Annotated in this window: 17 protein-coding genes and 1 tRNA gene; 10 read left to right on the top strand and 8 right to left on the bottom strand. The window is 71.6% G+C overall.

Features of this window, described 5'->3' with window-relative positions; genetic code table 11:
• Nucleotides 1-75 precede the first annotated feature (75 nt).
• The 4 genes from JJ683_RS13880 to JJ683_RS13865 all read left to right on the top strand — a co-directional run bounded on the left by JJ683_RS13880 (nucleotide 76) and on the right by JJ683_RS13865 (nucleotide 3,831).
• Nucleotides 76-750 carry a biliverdin-producing heme oxygenase gene (locus JJ683_RS13880; RefSeq protein WP_200174971.1) on the top strand — a complete coding sequence of 225 codons (675 nt, stop codon included), beginning with the start codon at nucleotides 76-78 and terminating at the stop codon, nucleotides 748-750.
• An 80-nt stretch (nucleotides 751-830) separates the two neighbouring features.
• Nucleotides 831-1,823 (top strand): heme/hemin ABC transporter substrate-binding protein, encoded by a 993-nt coding sequence (locus JJ683_RS13875; RefSeq protein ID WP_372435303.1) that lies wholly within the window; start codon nucleotides 831-833, stop codon nucleotides 1,821-1,823.
• A complete protein-coding gene (locus JJ683_RS13870) occupies nucleotides 1,820-2,917 on the top strand; it encodes a FecCD family ABC transporter permease (RefSeq protein WP_372435302.1) in 1,098 nt (365 codons plus the stop codon). Before JJ683_RS13875 ends, JJ683_RS13870 begins: the two co-directional genes overlap by 4 nt.
• Complete coding sequence (locus JJ683_RS13865; RefSeq protein ID WP_200174968.1) at nucleotides 2,914-3,831, top strand: heme ABC transporter ATP-binding protein; 918 nt, start codon at nucleotides 2,914-2,916, stop codon at nucleotides 3,829-3,831. Before JJ683_RS13870 ends, JJ683_RS13865 begins: the two co-directional genes overlap by 4 nt.
• On the opposite strand, the gene JJ683_RS13860 is transcribed toward JJ683_RS13865, so the two are convergent.
• Genes JJ683_RS13860 through JJ683_RS13850 form a run of 3 tightly spaced genes read right to left on the bottom strand, consistent with a single transcriptional unit; the run spans nucleotide 3,783 to nucleotide 7,943 of the window.
• Complete coding sequence (locus JJ683_RS13860) at nucleotides 3,783-5,726, bottom strand: ABC transporter ATP-binding protein (protein ID WP_200175006.1); 1,944 nt, start codon at nucleotides 5,724-5,726, stop codon at nucleotides 3,783-3,785. The genes JJ683_RS13865 and JJ683_RS13860 overlap by 49 nt on opposite strands.
• Nucleotides 5,727-5,740: 14 nt before the next feature.
• The gene (locus JJ683_RS13855; protein WP_200174967.1) at nucleotides 5,741-7,561 is read right to left on the bottom strand and encodes an ABC transporter ATP-binding protein; all 1,821 of its coding nucleotides are present in this window, start codon (nucleotides 7,559-7,561) and stop codon (nucleotides 5,741-5,743) included.
• Complete coding sequence (locus tag JJ683_RS13850) at nucleotides 7,551-7,943, bottom strand: hypothetical protein (RefSeq protein WP_200174966.1); 393 nt, start codon at nucleotides 7,941-7,943, stop codon at nucleotides 7,551-7,553. The genes JJ683_RS13855 and JJ683_RS13850 overlap by 11 nt, the downstream gene beginning before the upstream one ends.
• Nucleotides 7,944-8,320: 377 nt before the next feature.
• Between JJ683_RS13850 and JJ683_RS13845 the strand changes: the two genes are divergently transcribed.
• From JJ683_RS13845 to JJ683_RS13835, 3 genes are read left to right on the top strand one after another with little or no spacing between them, the layout of a single operon-like run.
• Nucleotides 8,321-9,334: a YncE family protein gene (locus JJ683_RS13845; RefSeq protein WP_200174965.1), complete on the top strand. Its 1,014-nt coding sequence runs from the start codon at nucleotides 8,321-8,323 to the stop codon at nucleotides 9,332-9,334.
• 8 nt (nucleotides 9,335-9,342) lie between these two features.
• A complete protein-coding gene (locus tag JJ683_RS13840) occupies nucleotides 9,343-10,479 on the top strand; it encodes a quinone-dependent dihydroorotate dehydrogenase (protein WP_200175004.1) in 1,137 nt (378 codons plus the stop codon).
• Nucleotides 10,476-10,904: a DUF8021 domain-containing protein gene (locus tag JJ683_RS13835; protein ID WP_200174963.1), complete on the top strand. Its 429-nt coding sequence runs from the start codon at nucleotides 10,476-10,478 to the stop codon at nucleotides 10,902-10,904. The genes JJ683_RS13840 and JJ683_RS13835 overlap by 4 nt, the downstream gene beginning before the upstream one ends.
• A 20-nt stretch (nucleotides 10,905-10,924) precedes the next feature.
• Here JJ683_RS13835 and JJ683_RS13830 read toward each other — a convergent pair whose 3' ends face one another.
• A complete protein-coding gene (locus tag JJ683_RS13830; RefSeq protein ID WP_200174961.1) occupies nucleotides 10,925-11,455 on the bottom strand; it encodes a YbhB/YbcL family Raf kinase inhibitor-like protein in 531 nt (176 codons plus the stop codon).
• Nucleotides 11,456-11,522: 67 nt separating this feature from the next.
• Nucleotides 11,523-12,905 carry a M20/M25/M40 family metallo-hydrolase gene (locus JJ683_RS13825; protein ID WP_307810935.1) on the bottom strand — a complete coding sequence of 461 codons (1,383 nt, stop codon included), beginning with the start codon at nucleotides 12,903-12,905 and terminating at the stop codon, nucleotides 11,523-11,525.
• Between the two features lie 300 nt (nucleotides 12,906-13,205).
• Between JJ683_RS13825 and JJ683_RS13820 the strand changes: the two genes are divergently transcribed.
• Nucleotides 13,206-13,291 (top strand) — tRNA-Leu (locus JJ683_RS13820).
• Between the two features lie 338 nt (nucleotides 13,292-13,629).
• Here JJ683_RS13820 and meaB read toward each other — a convergent pair.
• Genes meaB through JJ683_RS13805 form a run of 3 tightly spaced genes read right to left on the bottom strand, consistent with a single transcriptional unit; the run spans nucleotide 13,630 to nucleotide 18,826 of the window.
• Nucleotides 13,630-14,631, bottom strand: coding sequence for a methylmalonyl Co-A mutase-associated GTPase MeaB (gene meaB, locus JJ683_RS13815; protein ID WP_200174947.1), 1,002 nt, complete (start codon nucleotides 14,629-14,631; stop codon nucleotides 13,630-13,632).
• 8 nt (nucleotides 14,632-14,639) lie between these two features.
• Nucleotides 14,640-16,919: a methylmalonyl-CoA mutase gene (gene scpA, locus JJ683_RS13810; protein ID WP_200174944.1), complete on the bottom strand. Its 2,280-nt coding sequence runs from the start codon at nucleotides 16,917-16,919 to the stop codon at nucleotides 14,640-14,642.
• A 2-nt stretch (nucleotides 16,920-16,921) separates the two neighbouring features.
• Nucleotides 16,922-18,826, bottom strand: a complete 1,905-nt coding sequence (locus JJ683_RS13805; protein ID WP_200174942.1) for a methylmalonyl-CoA mutase family protein — start codon at nucleotides 18,824-18,826, stop codon at nucleotides 16,922-16,924.
• A gap of 132 nt (nucleotides 18,827-18,958) precedes the next feature.
• Between JJ683_RS13805 and JJ683_RS13800 the strand changes: the two genes are divergently transcribed.
• Nucleotides 18,959-19,729, top strand: a complete 771-nt coding sequence (locus JJ683_RS13800) for a TVP38/TMEM64 family protein (RefSeq protein WP_307810934.1) — start codon at nucleotides 18,959-18,961, stop codon at nucleotides 19,727-19,729.
• Nucleotides 19,730-19,857: 128 nt separating this feature from the next.
• Nucleotides 19,858-20,439 (top strand): hypothetical protein, encoded by a 582-nt coding sequence (locus JJ683_RS13795; protein WP_200174940.1) that lies wholly within the window; start codon nucleotides 19,858-19,860, stop codon nucleotides 20,437-20,439.
• The last annotated feature ends 145 nt before the right edge of the window (nucleotides 20,440-20,584 follow it).

The following is a 20,584-nucleotide window of genomic DNA, read 5'->3' as shown; positions in this document are numbered from 1 at the left end:
TCCTCGCTTCGTCGGATACTGAAGGCTAGGCTAACCTAGTTGGAGTTGGACGACTGTGACAGGGGAGAGAACGACATGACCATTGACGACACCGCGCGCGCGGGCGGCCTCGCGGCGCTGGTCAAGAGCCGCACGGACGAGGCGCACCGGGCCGCCGAGTCCTCCTCGTTCATGGCCGATCTGCTCGACGGGGCGCTGCCGGAGGCCGCCTACGTCGAGCTCGAGGCGCAGAGCTGGTTCATCTATCGCGCACTGGAGGCGGGCGGGCGGACGCTGGCCGGCAACGCCCTGGTGGACCCTTTCCTCGACGACGCGCTTCTGCGCCTCGAGGGGCTGGAGCGGGACCTGGAGCATCACCTCGGCGCGCAATGGCGTTCGTTGATCGCGATGCTGCCGGCCACCGAGCGGTACGTGGAGCGCATCGCCGAAGTCGTCGCCACTTGGCCCGCGGGTTTCGTCGCCCACCACTACCTGCGCTACCTCGGGGACCTCTCAGGCGGCCAGATCATCCGCACCAAGATGTCGCGCACCTACGGATACGAGACCGACGGCGTGCGCTTCTACATCTTCGACGCGATCGCCAAGCCCAAGCCCTACAAGGACGGCTACCGCGCTAAGATGGACGCGCTGCCGATCGACGGTGCGGAATCCGAGCGTTTCATCGCCGAAGTCGCCGACGCGTTCCGCCTCAACCGGGACCTTTTCGCCGACCTCGGCGGCCGATTCGCGCGCAGCGGAGCCGCAGTGTGAGATCGCGGATCGACTCCGGCCGTCGGTGCACGGACCGTTCCCTGGCGGATACTCGGCGCGGTCGTGTGCCCGCGAGGGGCATCGCCGTGCTCGTTGCAGTGCTCGCCGTGCTGGCGGCGGGATGCAACGCACCCGGCGGCGCGGACTCCGGGGGCGTGGGGGCGGTCACCGCCTCCATCGGCGAGCTCGACCCGGAGCCGATCGGCCCTCCCCCGTCGCCGCGGCTGCCCGTCACGGTGGCCTCGGAAGACGGAGCGGAGGTGACGGTCACGAGCGCCGACCGCATCGTCGCGGTGGACCAGTACGGCACCCTCGGCGAGACGGTCTTCGCGCTGGGGCTGGGCGGGAATCTGGTCGGCCGGGACACCGCCACCGACTTCCCGGCCGCCGCCGACATACCCAACGTGACTCCCGGCGGCCATTCGCTCAATGCGGAGGCCATCCTGGCGTTGCGCCCCACGGTGGTGCTCACCGACTCGAGCATCGGGCCGCACGCGGTGCAGGAGCAGATCCGCGCGGCGGGCATCCCGGTCGTCTTCTTCGACGGCGAGCGCACTCTGGACACGACCGCCGACATGATCCGCGACGTCGGCCGCACGCTCGGCGTGCCTCAAGCGGGCGACGCGCTCGCCGAGCGCACGCAGCAGCAGATCGACCAGGCGCTCGCCGCGGTGCCGGAACGGCAGGACCCGCCCACGATCGCATTCCTGTACCAGCGGGGCGCGGCGATCTCCATGCTCGGCGGCCCCGGCAGCGGCGCGGACGACATCATTCGCGCGGTGGGCGGGGTCGATGCGGGCACCGCGTCGGGGCTCACCGCCGCCTACACGCCGGTCACCGCCGAGGCGCTCATCGTCGCCGCCCCGGACGTGATCCTCATGATGTCCGGCGGGCTGCAGTCGGTCGGCGGCGTCGACGGGCTCGTGCAGATGCCGGGGATCAAACAGACTCCGGCGGGTGAGAACCGGCGGGTGATCGACATGGACGATTCGGTGCTGCTCAGCTACGGACCGTCCACCGGCAAGGTGATCGGCGCGCTCACCGACGCGCTCTACGGCGAGCAGTCCCGGTGACGGCGACCACCGACAAGCCCGTTCCCCCGGCGCCGGGGGCGCCGGCCGCACGCAACCCGCGGCGGCGGCGCACCGTGATCGTGCTCGCAGCGACGGCCGTCGCGCTGGTGGTGCTGGCCGTCCTCGCGGCCTGCCTGGGCCAGGTGCCCGTGGATCCCGGCGAGGTGGTGGGCTCGATCCTGCACCGGGTCGGCATCGACTGGTTCGCCATGCCGGCCCACCCCAACGGGGACGCCGCCCTGTGGGAGGTGCGCTTCCCGCGCGTCGTCCTGGCGATGCTCGTGGGCGCCAGCCTCGGGTGCGCGGGCGCCGTCCTGCAGGGCGTGTTCGCCAATCCGCTCGCCGAGCCCGGCGTCATCGGCGTCTCCGCCGGTGCGGCCGTGGGGGCGAGTTCGGTCATCCTCATCGGCGGCACGTTCTCGTCCGGCTGGGCCATCGCCGCGGCCGCATTCGCCGGGGGGCTCGGCACCACCCTGCTGGTCTACGGGCTGGCGCGGGCCGACGGCCGTACCGAAGTGGTCACCGTGATCCTCACGGGCGTCGCGGTCAACGCCGTGGCCGGCGGTCTGATCGCGTACTTCACCTTCGTCGCCTCCCCCGCCGCCCGTGAACAGATCGTGTTCTGGCAGCTCGGCACGCTCGGCGGCGCCGACTGGGAGGCCGTCGGCGTGGTGGCGCCGCTCGCCGTCGCAGGGGTCGTCGGCTCGATGCTCCTGGCCCGCAAACTCGACCTCCTGGCGCTCGGCGAGGGGCCGGCGCGGCACCTGGGCGTGGACGTCGAACGGGTGCGCCGGTGGGCCATCGTCATCGTCGGCGTGCTCGTGGCCGCCGGCGTGGCCTTCACGGGGATCATCGCTTTCGTGGGCCTCGTCGTGCCGCACGCCTTCCGCATGCTCATCGGCCCGTCGCACCGCATGCTCATCCCGGCCAGCACCATCGGCGGCGCCGTGGTCCTGCTCGCCGCCGATATCGGCGCCCGTACCTTGGTGAGCAATGCCGATCTTCCGCTCGGCATGCTCACGTCGCTGGTGGGCGGCCCGTTCTTCTTCTGGTTGCTCCACCGGACCCGCAGGTCGCAAGGAGGGTGGTCATGAGGTTCGCGGACGTTCTGCATCCCCGCCGCGGGCGGGCCGCCTCCCACGCGGATGCGGCGGCGCCGGATGGCGGGCGGGTGCTGCTGCAGGCGCGCGGACTGGGCGTGGCCCGCGGCGCGCGCACGATTCTGGCCGACGTGGACGTGGATGTCATGGCCGGTGAGGTGCTGGCCCTGGTGGGGCCCAACGGCGCCGGAAAATCCACGCTCCTCGCGGCGCTGTCGGGAGACCTTCCGCTCTCGGCGGGCACCGCCGTCATCGACGGCAGGCCGGTACGGGACTGGACCGCCCGCGAGCTGTCGCGGCGGCGCGCGGTGCTGCCGCAGCAGCATCGGGTGGGATTCGGCTTCACCGTGGACGAGATCGTCCGTATGGGGCGCGCACCCTGGGCGCGCACCGACAGGTCGGTGGACGACGACGCGGTGGTCTCCGAGGCGCTCGACATCTGCGACGTGGCCGCCTTCCACGACCGTTCGTTCGTGACGTTGTCCGGCGGCGAGCAGGCGCGTGTGGCGCTGGCCCGAGTACTGGCGCAGGAATGCCCGACGATCATGCTCGACGAGCCGACGGCGGCGCTGGACCTGCGCCACCAGGAGACGGTGATGCGGATCGCCGCGCAACGGGCGCAGGCGGGCTCTGCCGTGGTCGTGGTGCTGCACGACCTGGGCCTGGCCGCCGCCTACGCGGACCGTGTGATGGTGCTCGCCGGCGGCCGGACCGCGGCCGACGGCCCGCCGGACGAGGTGCTCACCGAGGCGTTGCTCAGCGCCGTGTACCGGCATCCGGTGGACGTGCTGCCACACCCGCACGGCGGACGCCCGCTCATCGTGCCCCGCCGCCCGGGCCACGGGCCGGCCCGGGCCGGTCAGCCGGCGGTCGAACCGGCGAACTGGGCCGAGTACAGCCGCGCATAGGCGCCGTCGGCCGCCGCAAGCTCGTCGTGAGTCCCGGACTCGACGATCGCGCCGTGTTCCATCACCAGGATCAGATCCGCGTCGCGGATCGTCGAAAGGCGATGGGCGATGATGAAACTCGTGCGGTCGCTGCGCAGAGCGCTCATCGCCTCCTGCAGCAGCACCTCGGTGCGGGTGTCCACCGAGCTGGTGGCCTCGTCGAGGATGAGGATGGACGGCGACGCCAGGAACGCCCGGGCGATGGTGATGAGCTGCTTCTGGCCGGCGCTCACGTTGCCGGCGTCCTCGGTGATGAGGGTGTCGTAACCGTCGGGCAGGTGCGCGACGAAGCTGTCGACGAAGGTGGCGCGCGCCGCCTCGAGCATCTGTTCCTCGGTGGCGTTCAGGTCGCCGTAGAGGATGTTGTCGCGGATCGACCCCTCGAACAGCCACGTGTCCTGCAGCACCATGCCGATGCGCGCTCGCAGCGCGCCGCGCGGGATGTCGGTGATGTCGACCCCGTCGATGCTGATGGAACCGGAGCGCAGTTCGTAGAACCGCATAAGGAGATTGACCAGGGTGGTCTTGCCGGCCCCGGTGGGGCCCACGATGGCGACGGTGCGCCCGGGCTCGACGTCCAGGGACAGGTCCTCGATCAGCGGGGTGTCCTCGTTGTAGCGGAAGGCGACGCCGTCGAAGCGCACGTGCCCTCGCACTCGGGCGCCGCCGAGGAACCGGGCGGCGGCCGAATGGCGTCCCCCCTCCTCGATGACCGTCTCCGGGGACATCTCCTCCGCGTCGAGGATCCCGTACACGCGCTCGGCGGACGCCAGGCCGGATTGCATCCGGTTGGCCATCGACGCGATCTGATTGATCGGCTGGCTGAACTGGCGCGAATACTGGATGAACGCTTGCACGCTGCCCAGGCTGATGGTGCCGTTCGCGATGCGCAGGCCGCCGACGACGGCCAGGACCACGTACATCAGGTTGGAGACCAGCGACATGATCGGCGAGATCATGCCGGAGAGGAACTGCGCGCCGAAACTGCTCTTGACCAGGGCACCGTTGACCTCGGTGAACTGGCCCTCCATCTCCTTCTGGTGGCCGTACACGCGCACCAGGGCGTGGCCGCTGTAGGTCTCCTCGATGTGGGCGTTGAGGCGCCCGGTCTCCGCCCACTGCTGACGGAACAACGGCTGTGCCTTCTTCGCGACGATGGTGACGAGCAGCAGCGACACGGGGATCGAGGCCAGCGCAATGAGCGTGAGGAGGGGCGAGAGGAAGAACATCAGGGCCAGCACGCTGACCACCGTGAGCGCCGAGGTGATCAACTGGTTGATCGTCTGCCCCAGCACCGTCTGCATGTTGTCGACGTCGTTGGTGACCCGGCTGAGCACCTCGCCGCGCGGGGTCGAATCGAAATAGTGCAGCGGCATGCGGTGCAGCTTCTCCGAGACCTTCCGGCGCAGCCGGTACACGGTCTTCTGCACGACGGTGTTGAGCAGGTACGCCTGCGCCCACGACAGCGTCGCCGCCACCACATACAGCGCCAGGATCAGCAGGATGATGCGGGTGAGCGCGTCGAAATCGATGCCGGCCCCGGGTGTGAGATCCATGTTCGCGACCATGTCGGCCTTGGTCATGTCCCCCTGGCTGCGCAGGATCTCCACGGCCTGTTCCTTGGTGGCGCCCGGGGGCAGGGTGCGGCTGATGGCGCCGGAGAACAGCACGTCGGTGGCGCGGCCCATGATGAGCGGCGCCACCGCGCTCATGCCGATCCCGACGATGGAGATCAGCAGCACGGTGAAGAACCGCAGCTTCTCCGGGCCCAGCTCGCCGATGAGCCGCCGGAAGGTCTGGCGGAAATGCTGGGGCTTCTGCGCCGCGCCGGCGGCGGCCCCGGGCGCCCCGGGCATGGCTGCTGGTGCGCTCACGACTCCACCTCCGTCGGCTGCTGCGATTGGACGATCTCCCAGTACGTGGGGCATTCGACGACCAGCTGCTGGTGGCTGCCCACCCCTACAGCGCGGCCGTCCTCGAGCACCACGATCTGGTCGGACTGGGCTATGCGGGCGACGCGCTGGCTGATGGTGATGACCGTCGCTTCGCCGCGTGCCTCGGACAGCGCCCGGTACAGCGCCGCCTCGGTGCTCAGATCGAGCGCGGAGAAGGAGTCGTCGAACAGGTAGACGCGGGGGCGCCGCACCACGGCCCGCGCGATGGTGAGGCGCTGGCGCTGGCCGCCGGAGAAATTGGTGCCGCCCTGCGAGACCGGCGCCTCCAGGCCCTCCGGCAGTGCGCGGACGAACTCATCGGCCTGACTGATGTGCAGCGCCTCCCACATCTCCTCGTCGGTGGCGTCGGGCTTGCCGAAGCGCAGGTTGGACGCGACGGTGCCGGAGAACAGGTACGCGCGCTGCGGCACGAGCCCGATGTGCCTGCACATGGCGTCCTGGTCCTGGAGGCGCACGTCGACGCCGTCGACGAGCACGGCGCCCGAGGTGACGTCGAACAAGCGCGGGACGAGCGACAGAAGGGTGGTCTTGCCGCTGCCGGTGCTGCCGACGACGGCCGTCGTGGTGCCGGGTGTGCAGCGGAAGTTCAGCCCCGAGAGCACCGGCTCCTCCGCACCGGGGTAGCCGAATCCGGCGTCCTCGAACGTGACGACGCCCGCGGGCGAGGCCGGCGTCTGCGGATCGTGCGGGTCGCGGACGGAGGACTCGGTGCGCAGCACCTCGCTGATCCGCTCGGCGCTGACGGCGGCGCGCGGCACGAGCACGGCCATGACCACCGCCATCATCACCGATGAGAGGATCTGCATGACGTACGCGATGAAAGCCGTCATCTGGCCGACCTGCATCTGGCCGTCGTCGATCAGGTGCGCGGCGAACCAGAGCACCGCGACGCTCGTGAGGTTCGAGATGATCATGATGGCGGGCATCATCAAGGCGAACAGCCTGCCCGCGGACAGCGCCACCGACGTCAGGTCGTTGTTGGCGGTGTCGAACTTGTCGCGTTCGAGCTGCTCGCGGACGAAGGCGCGGACCACGCGCATGCCGGAGAGCTGCTCGCGCATCACACGGTTGACCCCGTCGATCCGCGCCTGCATCCGGCGGTAGAGCGGAACCATCAGCGCCATGATCGCGGTGACCACGCCGAGCAGCAGCGGCACGGAGATCACGAGCAGCAAGGACAGCCGTGCGTTCTCGCGCAGCGCCATCACCACGCCGCCGATCGACATGATGGGCGCCGTGGTCAAGATGGTGGCACTGATCATGACCAGCATCTGGATCTGCTGGACGTCGTTGGTGTTGCGCGTGATGAGCGAGGGCGTTCCGAACTGGGCGAACTCGCGGTCCGAGAACGTCGACACCTGGTGATAGAGGCCGGAGCGCAGGTCGCGCCCCACGCTGGTGGCGGCCTTCGCCGCGCAGTACACCACGCCGACGGCGCCTATGGCCTGGGCGACGGTCACCAGCAGCATCAGCCCGCCGGCACGGAGGATGAAGTCGGTGTCGCCGCGGGCGATGCCGTCATCGATGATCCGGGCGTTGAGCGTGGGCAGGAACAGCGCCATCGCCGCGGCGAAGATCTCGAGTACGACCACCCCGATCAGCAGCGGCGTGTATGGGCGCAGGTGCGTGCGCAGCAGGCGGAGCAGGCTCGCCCGCTCGCGGCGGCCCTTGCCGCGTGCCACGTCGCCCCCGGCGGGGGGTTCGGCCGTGCTTGTGGCCGGACTTTCAGATGCCATCGATGACCGACCCCAGCTTTCCGAGCAGCGTGCGGACGACGGTGGGATGCTGCCCCGCCGGTTGCTCGGTGCGTTCCGCCTCCGCGAGCGCGTCGCGGACCAGTGCGGTGACGCTGCGGGCGTCATCCAGGTCGACGTCGGTCACGGGGAGCTCGGCCACCGCGACGACGTCGTCGGGGCCGGGCACCGGCTCCTTGCGGCCCGCCCGGTACAGCTCCAGCCGCAGAACGGTGCGCCGCACTTGGAAGGCGAAGTCGCGGCCGCTGCGCGAGCCGAACCCGTGCGCGGCCGGGCCCGAGGAGAGGTCCTCGATGACGAACGATGATTCCGCCGCAGCGTCGTCGTCCGGCGGGGGGGCCGCCGCTGGATCGCCCGTGCTCATTCGTCTCCCAGCGTGTTCGTGTGCGGGGCGGAGTCGTCTGCGGCAGGCGCGTCCGTATCCTCGTGTACGGGATCCGCGCGTCCTGCCCAGTGCAGCGCCTACTCCGTTTCGGTCACAGGCAGACTCTATGTGATCGCCGGCCGCGCCGGTGCACCGTCACCCCGGTCGGGACGGCCCGCGGCCCATCCGGAGCACCTGGGTCGGTGCGGACGTAGTGCCCCGACGGCGACGGATTGTTCCAGCACAAGGATAGTTCCAGCACACGGATGCAGGCGGTGACGACGAAAGTGACCGGACTCAGGTCCACTGACTCAGCGGGCGTGGTGCGTGGCGGGCTCCCCCATCGGCGGGGCCGCCGCGCATCCGGGGCAGGCCGGGTGGCGGCGGCCACCGCCCTGGCGGCGGCGCTGCTCGCGCTCACCGCGTGCGGCTCGTCGGGCGGACGGCCGGACGTGCCCACACGCGTGCCCGCCACGCCGGTGGCAGGCCCCGGCACCGCCCAGGCACCGGCGGCCCAGGTCATCATCGACACCACCGGGGTGCGGGCTCTCACCGTGGCCGGCGGCGGCGGGCTGCTCGCGGTGCAATCCGACGGGCCGTCGTCGATCGCGGTGTACGCCGCGGACGCGCCGGCAGACCCGCAGCGCGTCATCCCGGTCCCGGACGGCGCGGCCCCGATGACGCGGGTCTCCGCCACGGACGACGAGTCGGCGCCGCCGGTGGTCCTCGTCCCGGCGCCCGGCGCACTGCTCCGGGTGGACCTCGCCACGGGCGCGACGGACACCGCGCACATCGACGGGGACGCGATCTCCGCTACGGGCCTGCCGGGCGGCGGATACGCCGTCGGCACCGCGGACGGCACCGTGTACATCCTCGGCGCGGACCTCGCCGTCGACAGGACCGTCACCGGTTTCGTCTCGGCGGATGCGCTGGCCGCGTCGGGCGACGCGCTGCTGGTGCTGGATGCGCACCAGACCTCGCTCACGGAGGTGGACCCGGCCACCGGTGAACACGGCGCGGCGCTGCGCGTCGGCAAGGGCGCCACACGGATCATCTCCGACGGATACGGGCGCGTCATCGCGCTGGACACGGACGGCGGGCAGATGCTCGTCTACGGTCTCGACCCGTTGATCAACCGGCAGCTCGCGCCCATCGGCGCGTCGCCGGCGGCGCTGGCGGCGGACCCGGCGCGCGGGCTGGTGTGGGTGACCTTCACCGGCACCGACGAGGTGGCGGCCTTCGACCTGTCCACCGGCGAGCCCGTGGAGAAGCACCGGTACCCCACCGTCGCGTTCCCCACCTCGGTGGCGGTGGGCGCGGACGGCGCCGTGTACGTCGGCTCCGGCCGCGACGGCGGCGTGGCCCGCATCAGTCCGGAGCAGATCCGATGACCGGGCGTCTGTACGCGCTCGTACTGCGCGCACTGTTCCTCGTCGACCCCGAGCGCATCCATCACCTGAGCTTCCGCGCCATCCGCCTGGCGACGGCGCTGCCGGCCGTCGGCACGCTCATCGCGCGGTTTCTGTCCCCCCGTGACCCGGTGTTGCGCACGCGGGTGTTCGGCGTCGACTTCCCTGCCCCGCTGGGGCTGGCCGCCGGATTCGACAAGAACGCCGAGGGGGTCGCCGCCTGGGGGCCGATGGGCTTCGGCTTCGCCGAGGTCGGCACGGTGACCGGCCGTGCGCAGCCGGGCAACCCCTCGCCCCGCCTGTTCCGGCTTCCGGCCGACCAGGCACTGGTCAACCGCATGGGGTTCAACAACGAGGGCGCCGACGCCGCGGCGGTGCGGCTGCGGGCGCGCCGCGGCGGTGTGCCCATCGGCATCAACATCGGCAAGACCAAGGCCGTGCCGGTGGACGAGGCCGCCGGCGACTACCGCTACAGCGCCGCGCTGCTGGCGCCGTTGGCCGACTTCCTCATCGTCAACGTCAGCTCGCCGAATACGCCGGGGCTGCGGAACCTGCAAGCGGTGGACTCGCTGCGGCCGCTGCTGCGCACCGTGCTCGACGTCGCCCGGACGCCGGTCCTGGTCAAGATCGCCCCCGACCTGGCCGACGCGGACGTGGACGCGGTGGCCGACCTGGCGGTCGAACTGGGGCTGGCGGGGATCGTGGCGACGAACACGACCATCTCACGGTCCGGGCTGGCGACCCCCGCGGCCGAGGTGGAACGGATCGGCGCGGGCGGGGTCTCCGGCGCGCCGGTCGCGGACAGGTCGCTGGAGGTGCTCCGGCGTCTGCACGCGCGGGTGGGCGACGACCTGGCGATCGTGTCGGTCGGCGGGATCTTCACCGTGGAACAGGCCTGGCAACGGATCACGGCCGGCGCGTCGCTGCTCCAGGGCTACACGGGCTTCATCTACGGCGGGCCCTTCTGGATGCGGCGGATCCACCGCGGCCTCGCACAGCGGGTGCGGGACGCCGGGTTCGCGTCGATCGCGGACGCGGTGGGCACCGATACCGTGGGGACCGGCGGCAGCGCCACGGCCGGCGGAGCCGACGACGAGGCGGAGACGGGAACGGAGGCAGGCCTATGACCGAAGGCACTGAACCGGGGTCCGGCGGCGGTGATGCGACGACCGAACAGCGGATCGCGGCCGCGCGGGCCTACATCGATGCGCTGGTGTCGCATGACGCGTCGGACGTGCGGCTCGCACCCGGCGCGGTGCGCTACGAGGTGGGCGTGAAGACGGGGCGCAGCGGTGCGCACATCGTCCGGAGCCTCGAGCGCGGTCCGCAGTTCCGGGTGATCTCCGGGGTCCGGGACGTCACCGCGTGGCGTGACGGCGACACCGTGCGGACACGCTACGTCGTCGACACCTCCGTGCTCGGACTGAACCTCGTGGTCGCGCACATCACCGAGGAGTTCGAGGTGCGCGGCGATGGCGCGATCCACCGGATCGACGCGCACATCCGCCCCCGTCCGGGGCCGGTGTTCCGGCGCCCGGGACGAGGGGGCTGAGCGGGCGGAGGCGCTCGCTGTCAGTTCTGCTCGTAGGTGCCGACGATGTAGGCGCGGGCGATGGCATGCGAGAACAGGTTGAAGCCCAGCACCGTCGGCGTGGTGTCGGCACCGAGCCCCAGGCTCGCGACGTCCACCGCGTGCACGGCGACGTAGTAATGGTGCGGCCCGTGGCCGGCGGGCGGGGCGGCGCCGATGTACCGGGCGGCGCCTGCGTCGCTGCGCAACTGGATCGCGCCGTCCGGCAGGCCGGAGCCGGAGTCGTCGCCCGCGCCGGAGGCGAGCGACGTGGTGGTGGCCGGAATGTCCGCCACGGCCCAGTGCCAGAATCCGGCTGCGGTGGGCGCGTCGGGGTCGAAGACCGTCACGGCGAAGCTCTTGGTTTCGGCGGGGAAGCCCGACCACGCCAGCTGCGGCGACACGTCGTCGCCCCCGGCCCCCATGATCCCGCTGACTTGGGCGCGTGCCAGCGGGCCGCCGTCGGTGACGTCCTCGGAGGTCAGGGTGAAGCCGGGCAGCTTCGGCAGGTCGTCATAGGGATTGCGGCTCATAGCGATTCCTTCCATTCGGTAGGGGTCGTTCATGGTGGCGGGATGCCTGCGGGACAGGTCTCGGGCGCTAGCTGTGCCGCAGGAAATGGTCCAGTACCCGGGTGCCGAAACGGAGCGCGTCCACGGGGACGCGCTCGTCGACCCCGTGGAACAGCGCGGCGAAGTCGAGCTCCGGCGGCAGCTGCAGCGGGGCGAACCCGAAGCACCGGATGCCCAGCGTGGCCAGGGCCTTCGCGTCCGTGCCGCCGGAGAGCATGTACGGCACCGTCCGGCCCTGCGGGTCGTGCGCGAGTATCGCTGCGTTCATGGCTTTGACCAGGTCCCCGTCGAAAGTGGTCTCGTATGAATCGAGGCTGGTGATCCATTCGCGCTCGATGTCGGGGCCGAGGATCTCGTCGAGCTCGGCCTCGAACGCGGCGCGCCGCCCCGGCAGGATCCGGCAGTCCACCACGGCCTGCGCGGTCTGCGGGATCACGTTGGCCTTGTACCCGGCGGCGAGCATCGTCGGGTTGGCGGTGTCACGCAGCGTGGCGCCGACGATCCGGGCGATGCTGCCGAGCTTGTCGAGCCGCCCGGTGATGTCGTCAGCACCGGGGTCCAGGTCGTATCCGGTCTCGGACGAGACGGCGGCGAGGAACTCGGCGACCGACTCCGTCACCACCAGCGGGAACTCGTGCGCGCCGAGCCGGGCCACCGCCGCCGCCAGCGCGGTGACGGCGTTGTCCTCGTGCAGGAACGAGCCGTGGCCGGGGCGGGCGCGCGCGGTCAGGCGCATCCAGCACAAGCCCTTCTCCGCGGTCTCCACCAGGTACAGCCGCCTGTCGCCGCCCGTCTGGGACGGGACGGTCAGCGAAAAGCCGCCCACCTCGCCCACGGCCTCCGTGACGCCGTCGAACAGGTCGGGCCGGTGCTCCACCAGCCACTGTGCGCCGAACGTGCTGCCGGCCTCCTCGTCCGCCAGGAAGGCGAAGACGATGTCGCGGGGCGGGACGACTCCGACCCGCTTGTACTGGCGCGCCAGCGCCAGCATCATCCCGACCATGTCCTTCATGTCCACCGCGCCGCGGCCCCAGACGTAGCCGTCTTGCACCGCGCCGGAAAACGGGTGCACCTGCCAGTCGGCGGCCTCGGCGGGGACCACGTCGAGATGCCCGTGCAGCAGCAGGGCGCCCCGCTCCGGGTCCGCGCCCTCGAGCCGGGCGAAGACGTTGCCGCGGCCGGGGGCGCCGGATTCGATGTAGGTGGTGGCGTAGCCCGCGTCCTCGAGCTGCGCAGCGACCCACTGGGCCGCCTCGCGCTCCCCCATCGTCGTCTCGGGCTCGCCCGTGTTGGTGGTGTCGAACCGGATGAGCCGGCTCACCAGGTCGACGACCTCCGCCACCGCGGCAGACGCCGCGGCCTCGGTGCCGTTGCCGGAAGGGCGTTCCTGTCCAGGGTTGTCCGCGTCCACGCCCCCTTTCCTACCACCCGGGGCCGCGTGCAGCGCCCGCACTCCGTGGTTGGCGACGCCTCTCGGTCCCCGGCCACCGGATTTGGGATTCGCCTCGGGCATCGGTTACTCTGATCCGGCAGCAAGCGCAATCCCCGGCAGCGGGGATCGGGCGGGGATCGGGAGCAGTCGTCGATGGCGCACAGCCCTCGACGGCAGTAGGTGCCCGCTCAGCCTGTTGCGGTGGTCGATTGCTCGCACAGGTGCGGCCGGTCCTGCAGGGCCGTCTGGTAGGTTGTGTGAGCACGTGTGAGTGTGCAAGCGCGAGTGGCGGAATGGCAGACGCGCTAGCTTGAGGTGCTAGTGTCCTATTAATGGACGTGGGGGTTCAAGTCCCCCCTCGCGCACTCTGAGTTGAGACAGACGCAAGCGGCCCCGGATCGATGATCCGGGGCCGCTTGCGTTGTACCCGATGTCACTGTGCCGAACCCTCCCGTCCGCGGGCAGGTATCCGCGCCGTGATGTGCGTCGCGATCCGCGGGCCGTTCTTCAGCGCTCCGCTCCCCCGCTCGCGAGCAGAACAACGCCCTGCGCGCCCGGCCCACGTGGATTTCGTGCCGACGCGCTCGCGGGGAGCTGAATGCCTCGCAAGCCCGGCATTGAATCATCCGCACCCGGAACAGGACCGCCCCGCGGACGGTTGAGGTGCCGTCCGCGGGGCGGTGCCGTCGCCGGAGACCCGGGACTATCGGGCGTCGAACGCGTCGAGGATCGCCTGCGACGCCAGCGCTGCGGTGAGCGTGCCCGCCCGCACGCGCTCTTCGACGTCGCCGCGCACGGCACGGACCCCGGGGTTGTGCAACAGGCGGTCCAGGAGCTGCTCGTGCACCATCGACCACGTCCAGTCCACCTGCTGGCGTGCGCGTTTGGCGTCGAACTCCCCCGCGTCCCTGAGCACCTGGGCATGGTGTTCGACGGTAGTCCAGAACTCGTCGATGCCCGTGCCCTCGCGCCCGCTCATGGTGATCACCGGCGGCTGCCACAGGGCGTCGTGCGGGTGCACCAGCGACAGCGCGCCGGCGAGTTCGCGCGCGGTGCGTTTGGCCTCGATGACGAACTTGCCGTCGGCCTTGTTGACCGCTACCAGGTCCGCCAGCTCCAGGACACCCTTCTTGATGCCCTGCAGCTGGTCGCCGGTGCGCGAGAGGGTGAGGAAGCAGAAGATGTCGGTCATGTTCGCCACCGTCACCTCGGACTGGCCCACACCGACAGTCTCCACCAGCACGACGTCGAATCCTGCCGCTTCCAGCAGGACGATGGTCTGCCGGGTGGCCTTGGCGACCCCGCCGAGCGTGCCGGCGGTAGGCGACGGACGGATGTAGGCCTCGGGACTGGCGGACAGCCGGCCCATCCGGGTCTTGTCGCCCAGGATCGAGCCACCGGTGCGGGTCGACGACGGGTCGACGGCCAGCACGGCCACTTTGTGCCCCTGCTCGATCAGGTGGCCTCCCAGCGCGTCGATGAAGGTGGATTTGCCCACCCCCGGAACGCCGGTGATGCCGACGCGGTGCGCGCCGCCCGAGTCGGGCAAGAGCTCCATCAGAAGCTCCTGCGCCAGAGCCCGGTGGTCCACTCGCGTCGACTCGACCAGGGTGATAGCCCGGGAAAGGTCGGACCGGCGGCCGTCACGGATGCCTTCGGCCAGGGCGCCGACGTCGATGACCGGGCGCGATGGTGCTGCAGACATCGCCCGGATCACTCGCCCCCGGCCGCGGAGTCGGTGAGATCGTGGCCGAGCCGCTTGCCGAGCTTGGTCAGCAGCTCCGCCGCGGCGTCGGCGATGACCGTGCCGGGCGGGAAGATGGCCTCGGCGCCGGACGCGTAGAGCTCATCGAAGTCGCCGGGCGGGATGACGCCGCCGACGATGACCATGATGTCCGGCCGGCCCACCTTCTCCAGCGCGGCGCGCAGCGCCGGCACCAGCGTGAGGTGTCCCGCGGCGAGCGACGACGCGCCGATGGCGTGCACGTCGTTGTCCGCCGCCTGCTGCGCGACCTCCTCCGGCGTCTGGAACAGCGGGCCCACGTCGACGTCGAAGCCCAGGTCGGCGAATGCGGTGGCGATCACCTTCTGGCCGCGGTCGTGCCCGTCCTGGCCCATCTTGGCGATGAGGATGCGGGGGCGTCGGCCCTCCGCCTCGGCGAATCGGTCGACCACCGCGATGGCGTCGGAGATGTTGCCCACGGAACCCGCCTCGTCTCGGTACACGCCGGAGATCGTCTTGATCTCCGCCTGGTGCCGACCGTAGACCTTCTCGAGTGCGTCGGAGATCTCACCGCCGGTGGCCTTGGCCCGCGCCGCCTTGATGGCGAGGGCGAGCAGGTTGTTGCCCAGCCCGTCGCCACCCGCGCGGTCGGACTCGGCGGCCGCGCGGGTGAGGTCGGCCAGCGCCGCATCCACCTCGTCCTGGTCGCGTTCGGCGCGCAGCCGGGCGAGCTTGTCCAGCTGCTCGCGGCGCACCTGCGAGTTCTCGACCTTGAGCACGTCGATCTGCTCGTCCGCGTCCACGCGGTACTTGTTGACGCCGATCAGTGGCTGACGGCCCGAGTCGATGCGGGCCTGGGTGCGGGCGGCGGCCTCCTCGATACGGAGTTTGGGGATGCCCTCGCTGATGGCCTGCGCCATGCCGCCGGCCTCTTCGACCTCGCGGATGTGCGCACGCGCCCGCTCGGCCAGCTGGTGGGTCAGCCATTCGACGTAGTCGGAGCCCGCCCACGGGTCGATGGGCCGCACCGTGTTGGACTCCTGCTGGATCAGCAGCTGGGTGTTGCGGGCGATGCGTGCCGAGAAGTCGGTGGGCAGCGCCAGCGCCTCGTCGAGCGCGTTGGTGTGCAGCGACTGGGTGTGCCCCTGGGTGGCGGCCATGGCCTCCACGCAGGTGCGGGCCACGTTGTTGTAGACGTCCTGGGCGGTCAGCGACCAGCCGGACGTCTGGGAGTGGGTGCGCAGCGAGAGCGACTTGGGGTTTTCAGGCTCGAACTGCGCGACGAGCTCGCTCCACAGCAGCCGCGCCGCGCGCAGCTTGGCGACCTCCATGAAGAAGTTCATGCCGATGCCCCAGAAGAACGACAGGCGCGGGGCGAATGCGTCGATGTCGAGCCCGGCGTCCAGCCCGGCGCGGATGTATTCGACGCCGTCGGCGAGGGTGTAGGCCAGCTCCAGGTCGGCCGTGGCGCCGGCCTCCTGGATGTGGTAGCCGGAGATCGAGATCGAGTTGTACTTGGGCATCTTCGTCGACGTGTACGCGAAGATGTCCGAGATGATCCGCATCGACGGCTTGGGCGGATAGATGTAGGTGTTGCGGACCATGAACTCTTTGAGGATGTCGTTCTGGATGGTCCCCGCAAGCTTCTCCGGCGCGACGCCCTGCTCCTCGGCCGTCGCCACGTAGAGAGCGAGGATCGGCAGCACTGCGCCGTTCATCGTCATCGACACCGACACCTTCGACAGGTCGATCCCCTCGAACAGTTCCCGCATGTCCAGGATCGAGTCGATGGCCACGCCGGCCATGCCCACGTCGCCCTGCACACGCGGGTGGTCGGAGTCGTAGCCGCGGTGGGTGGCCAGGTCGAAGGCCACCGACAGGCCCTTCTGGCCGGCCTTGAGGTTGCGGCGGTAGAAGGCGTTGGACTCCGCCGCGGTCGAGAATCCCGCGTACTGGCGGATGGTCCACGGCTGGTTGACGTACATCGTCGGGTAGGGGCCGCGCAGGTACGGAGCGGCGCCGGGATGCGAGTTCAACGGGTACCCGGCGGCGACCGCCTCGTCGCGGTCGGCGCGGGTGTACACCGGCTTGACGTCGATGCCCTCGGGCGTGGACCAGGTGACCTGCTCTGCCGAGTAGCCGTGCGCCTCCGCGCCGACCCGGATCATGTCGGCGGCGCCGTCCGCCGCAGTGACGTCGGGGCTCTCAGCCGCGTCGGGCGCCTCAAGGGGGACGTCGGCGAACGAAGGAACCTGCTGCGTGTCGGTCATGCTCACTTCACTCCCAGCGCGTCGAGGAGGCCGGCGAGGGTCTCGACGGCGTCGATCTTCATGGTCAGGAAGCCGTCCGGGCGCTCTCCCGCGCCCTGCGGCCACGCCTTCTCCGGGCCGGCGAGCAGGACCTTGCCGGCCCCGGCCGCGCGCAGGGCGGCCGCGGCGGCCGGCGCCTCGTCGGCGTAGCGGGCGTCGGTGCCGCAGACCACGGCGACGGCGGGCGCCGCGTCGCCGAGCGACGCGAGCGCGTCGGTGAGCGAGTCGGCCGTGACGGTGCCGGTGCTCTCGGAGGCGATGCCGCCGGAAGCCAGCAGGTTCGAGGCGAAGCTGGTGCGCACGTTGTGCTCGGACAGCGGCCCGAGCGCCACAAGCACGGCCCGCGGCCGGGCGCCATGCGAGGCGAGGTGCGCGTCCGAGCGGTCGCGCAGCGCCTCGAACGGGGCGGAGTAGCGGCGGACCTCCGCGAGCCGCGGCTCCCCCGCAGCCGGCACCGGCTCGTCGAGATTCGGGAACTCGTTGACCCCCGTCACCGCGGTGGCCCGGCGTGCGATATCCGCCTCGCGGCGCGCGGCCAGGGCGTCGATGCGGCCGCCGAGGGCCCCCGACGCGACGCACGCGCGGAAGCCGCCGTCGGCCTCGATCCGCTGGAAGTCCGCCCACGCGATGCGCGCCAGGTCGTCGGTGAGCGACTCGACGTACCAGGACCCGCCGGCCGGGTCGAGCACCTGTCCCAGGTGTGACTCTTCGAGCAGCAGCAGCTGCGTGTTGCGGGCGATGCGGCCGGCGAACGTCTCGGAGGTGCCGAGCGCGCCGACGGGCAGTGCGGCATCGAAGGGCAGCACCGTGATCTTGTCCGCCCCGCCGACGCCGGCGCCGAACGTGGCGAGCGTCGTGCGCAGCATGTTCACCCACGGATCGCGGCGGCTGAGCATGGCGGCCGAGGTCACCGCGTGCTGCGGCGCCGCCCCGGCCTCCGGCGCCCCGAGCACCTGGGCCACCCGCGCCCACAGGCGGCGCGCCGCGCGGAACTTGGCGATGGACGCGAACTGGTCGTCGGTCGCCGCCAGCCGGAACTCGATCTGCCCGAGCGCGGCGGCGGTGGTGAGCCCGCGCGTGGTCAGGTCGCGCACGTGCTCGACGCCGGCGGCGATCGCCGCGCCGAGCTCCTGTGCGTCGGAGGCGCCGCGGTTGTGGAAGGCGGTGCCGTCGACGGTGACGGCGCGGATGGCGCCGGAGCGCGCGTGCGCGTCCGCGGCGAGCACGGCCAGCGCGTCGGCGCCGGTGCTCTCGTCGCCGGAGGCGAACAAGTCGCTCAGCGGCGTCGCGCCCAGGCTCGCGCGGACCGCGTCGGGACGCTCCGCGGGCGCGTCGTCGAGCAGGGCGAACAGTGCGCGGGCCGCGTCGACGGCCGCGGCGCCCGCATCGAGGGCCACCGGGGCCAGGTCGAGGTGCACGCCGCGCAGAACGGCCGGGAGATCGCCCGGAGCGATCTCCCCGGGGCCCATCGCCAACGTGACCGCGCTGACGCCGTTCGCCAGGGCGTCGAGAATCCGCTCGTTCAGTGCCGCAGGCTCGGCTGCGGGGTCGTTGTCGTCGTCGGCGCCGCCGAAGCGTGCGTCGACCAGCCAGCCGACGGTGACGTCGCGAGTGGCGTCGCCGCCGCGCACGTAGGGGAAGCTGCCCGGCAGGGGCTGCTCTGCCCGCTCGTCGGCCGCGGTGTAGAGCGGTGCCACCTCCGCGCCGTCGTACGTCGTGGCCTGGAGGAGCTCCTCCGGGCCCGCGGGCAGGTCCGCAGGGTCGATTCTGCGCCCCTTCGCGAGCACCGCTGCGGCTGCTGTGCGCCACGCGGAGTAGCCGGGGTCGTCGGGTGCGCTCACCGTCGCGCCGGTCGTCGAATCCGTCATTTCGCCGATGTTAGTCGGAGTACCGACTGTCGCCCTCCCCCGGTCTCGCTTCCGGTGAAGCCGCGTACGCACGAGTTTTGTTACCGGCCGGTAGCGGATGGGCGCGGGCGCTGCCGCGTATTCTAATCGACCGTGGATTCCCCCGGGCTCGAGCAGCGATGTGGGCGTGCCGTCCCGTCGCCGGCGGCGCGGGTCCGTGCGGGACTGTCGCCGCGGACGCCGGCCGGCCGGCATCGCATCGCCGCGCTGGTGTTCTTCGCGGCCGTCGCTGTCGCCGCGGCGGTGCTGGGGCCCGGATTGTCGCCGGATTCGCTGGCCCGGTGGGCCGCGGGGGCGGGCTGGTGGTTCCCGGTCGTGTTCGTGGCGGTGCACGCGGTGGTGTGCACCGCGCCGGTGCCGCGCACCGCGTTCACCGTCGCGGCGGGCGTGCTGTTCGCGCCGCTGTGGGGCGTGGTCCTGGCGTTGACGGGCAGCGTCCTCGCCGCACTGCTGACGCTGCTGGCCGGGCGGTCACTGGGCCGAGACGCCGTCCACGCCCGGCTTGCGCACCCGGCCGTGCTGCGGGTCGACGAGCGGCTGCGCAGGCGCGGCTGGCTCGCTGTCGGATCGCTGCGCCTGATACCGGTGGTGCCGTTCTCGGTACTCAACTACTGCTGCTCGGTGTCCGGGGTGCGCGTGATGCCTTTCCTCGCGGCCACGCTGGCGGGCAGCCTGCCGGGGACGGTGGCGGTCGTGTACTTCGGCCACGCGGTGAGAGCCGGCGGCGGCTGGACGTCGCTCGCCCTCACGGCGGCGGCGGTCGGCGCCGGGATCCTGGGGCTGATCGTCGACGCGCGGCTGGACTCATGGTCGGGGCGGCCAGGCCGGGAGGAGCGCGCGTCGACGTCAAGCCATTATTCTTGATGCACTGGAAGCAAGGAAGACGCCTTTACTGAACAATATTAAGGCTGTAACCTTGACCGAGATGTGATGGTACGACCCCTCGCCCACGTCCGCGGGGCGGGCCGAAGCATTCCGGGAGGCCCTCGACGATGTTCGTTCTCACCGTAGACCAGCGGCGCAGCCGCCGTGACCAAGATCGCGTCGAGGCCCTGCTGCCGGAGGTCAACAAGGCTCCCCTGCTCCGGCCATTCGAACGCACCGCGGGCGACGAGGTGCAGGGGGTCACGGACAATCCCCGCCTGGTGGTGACGCTTGCCCTCGACCTGCTCCGGCGCAAACACTGGAGCGTCGGGATCGGAATCGGCGCCGTGGACCTGCCGCTGCCGGAGAGCACGCGCGCGGGCAGGGGCAGGGCGTTCGAGGCGGCGCGGACCGCGGTCGAGGCCGCGAAATCGGCCCAGGTCCCCGTCGCGGCCGCCGGGCAGGACGCCGCCAGGACCGAATCGGCGCAGACGGCGCTGGTGCTCACGGGCCTGGTGATCGTACGGCGCTCCGCGCAGGGCCACACCGCCGTGGGCCTGATGGATCGCGGGCTCACCCAATCGGAGGCGGCAGATGTCCTTGGCATCACCAAACAGGCGGTGTCCCAGCGGCTGGCCGCAGCCGCCTGGCAACCGGAGGTCGCGGGCCGGGTCCTTGCCGAACGCCTGCTGCGGGAGGCGGACCGGTGATCGCGGCGGCGCTCTCCCTGCTCGGCGCGCTCGTCGTGGTGGCGGTCGTCGCGCGCATCCCCGCCCTGCGGCGGCGGTCGGCGGCGGCGGCGACCCTGGCCGCGCTGACGGTGGCGCTGCTGGTGGCCGCGGCACTGTGCGCGCG

The organism is Tomitella cavernea (genome assembly GCF_016599145.1).
In the GTDB taxonomy this organism is placed as follows: domain Bacteria; phylum Actinomycetota; class Actinomycetes; order Mycobacteriales; family Mycobacteriaceae; genus Tomitella; species Tomitella cavernae.
This window is presented reverse-complemented; position numbering and strand designations above follow the sequence as displayed.

Excerpts from the sequence above, each read along its gene's own strand:
- JJ683_RS13880 (WP_200174971.1), top strand. The coding sequence starts at position 76 with ATGACCATTGACGACACCGCGCGCGCGGGCGGCCTCGCGGCGCTGGTC.
- JJ683_RS13865 (WP_200174968.1), top strand. The coding sequence starts at position 2,914 with ATGAGGTTCGCGGACGTTCTGCATCCCCGCCGCGGGCGGGCCGCCTCC.
- JJ683_RS13860 (WP_200175006.1), bottom strand. The coding sequence starts at position 5,726 with ATGCCCGGGGCGCCCGGGGCCGCCGCCGGCGCGGCGCAGAAGCCCCAG.
- JJ683_RS13855 (WP_200174967.1), bottom strand. The coding sequence starts at position 7,561 with ATGGCATCTGAAAGTCCGGCCACAAGCACGGCCGAACCCCCCGCCGGG.
- JJ683_RS13850 (WP_200174966.1), bottom strand. The coding sequence starts at position 7,943 with ATGAGCACGGGCGATCCAGCGGCGGCCCCCCCGCCGGACGACGACGCT.
- JJ683_RS13835 (WP_200174963.1), top strand. The coding sequence starts at position 10,476 with ATGACCGAAGGCACTGAACCGGGGTCCGGCGGCGGTGATGCGACGACC.
- JJ683_RS13830 (WP_200174961.1), bottom strand. The coding sequence starts at position 11,455 with ATGAGCCGCAATCCCTATGACGACCTGCCGAAGCTGCCCGGCTTCACC.
- meaB (WP_200174947.1), bottom strand. The coding sequence starts at position 14,631 with ATGTCTGCAGCACCATCGCGCCCGGTCATCGACGTCGGCGCCCTGGCC.
- scpA (WP_200174944.1), bottom strand. The coding sequence starts at position 16,919 with ATGACCGACACGCAGCAGGTTCCTTCGTTCGCCGACGTCCCCCTTGAG.
- JJ683_RS13805 (WP_200174942.1), bottom strand. The coding sequence starts at position 18,826 with ATGACGGATTCGACGACCGGCGCGACGGTGAGCGCACCCGACGACCCC.
- JJ683_RS13795 (WP_200174940.1), top strand. The coding sequence starts at position 19,858 with ATGTTCGTTCTCACCGTAGACCAGCGGCGCAGCCGCCGTGACCAAGAT.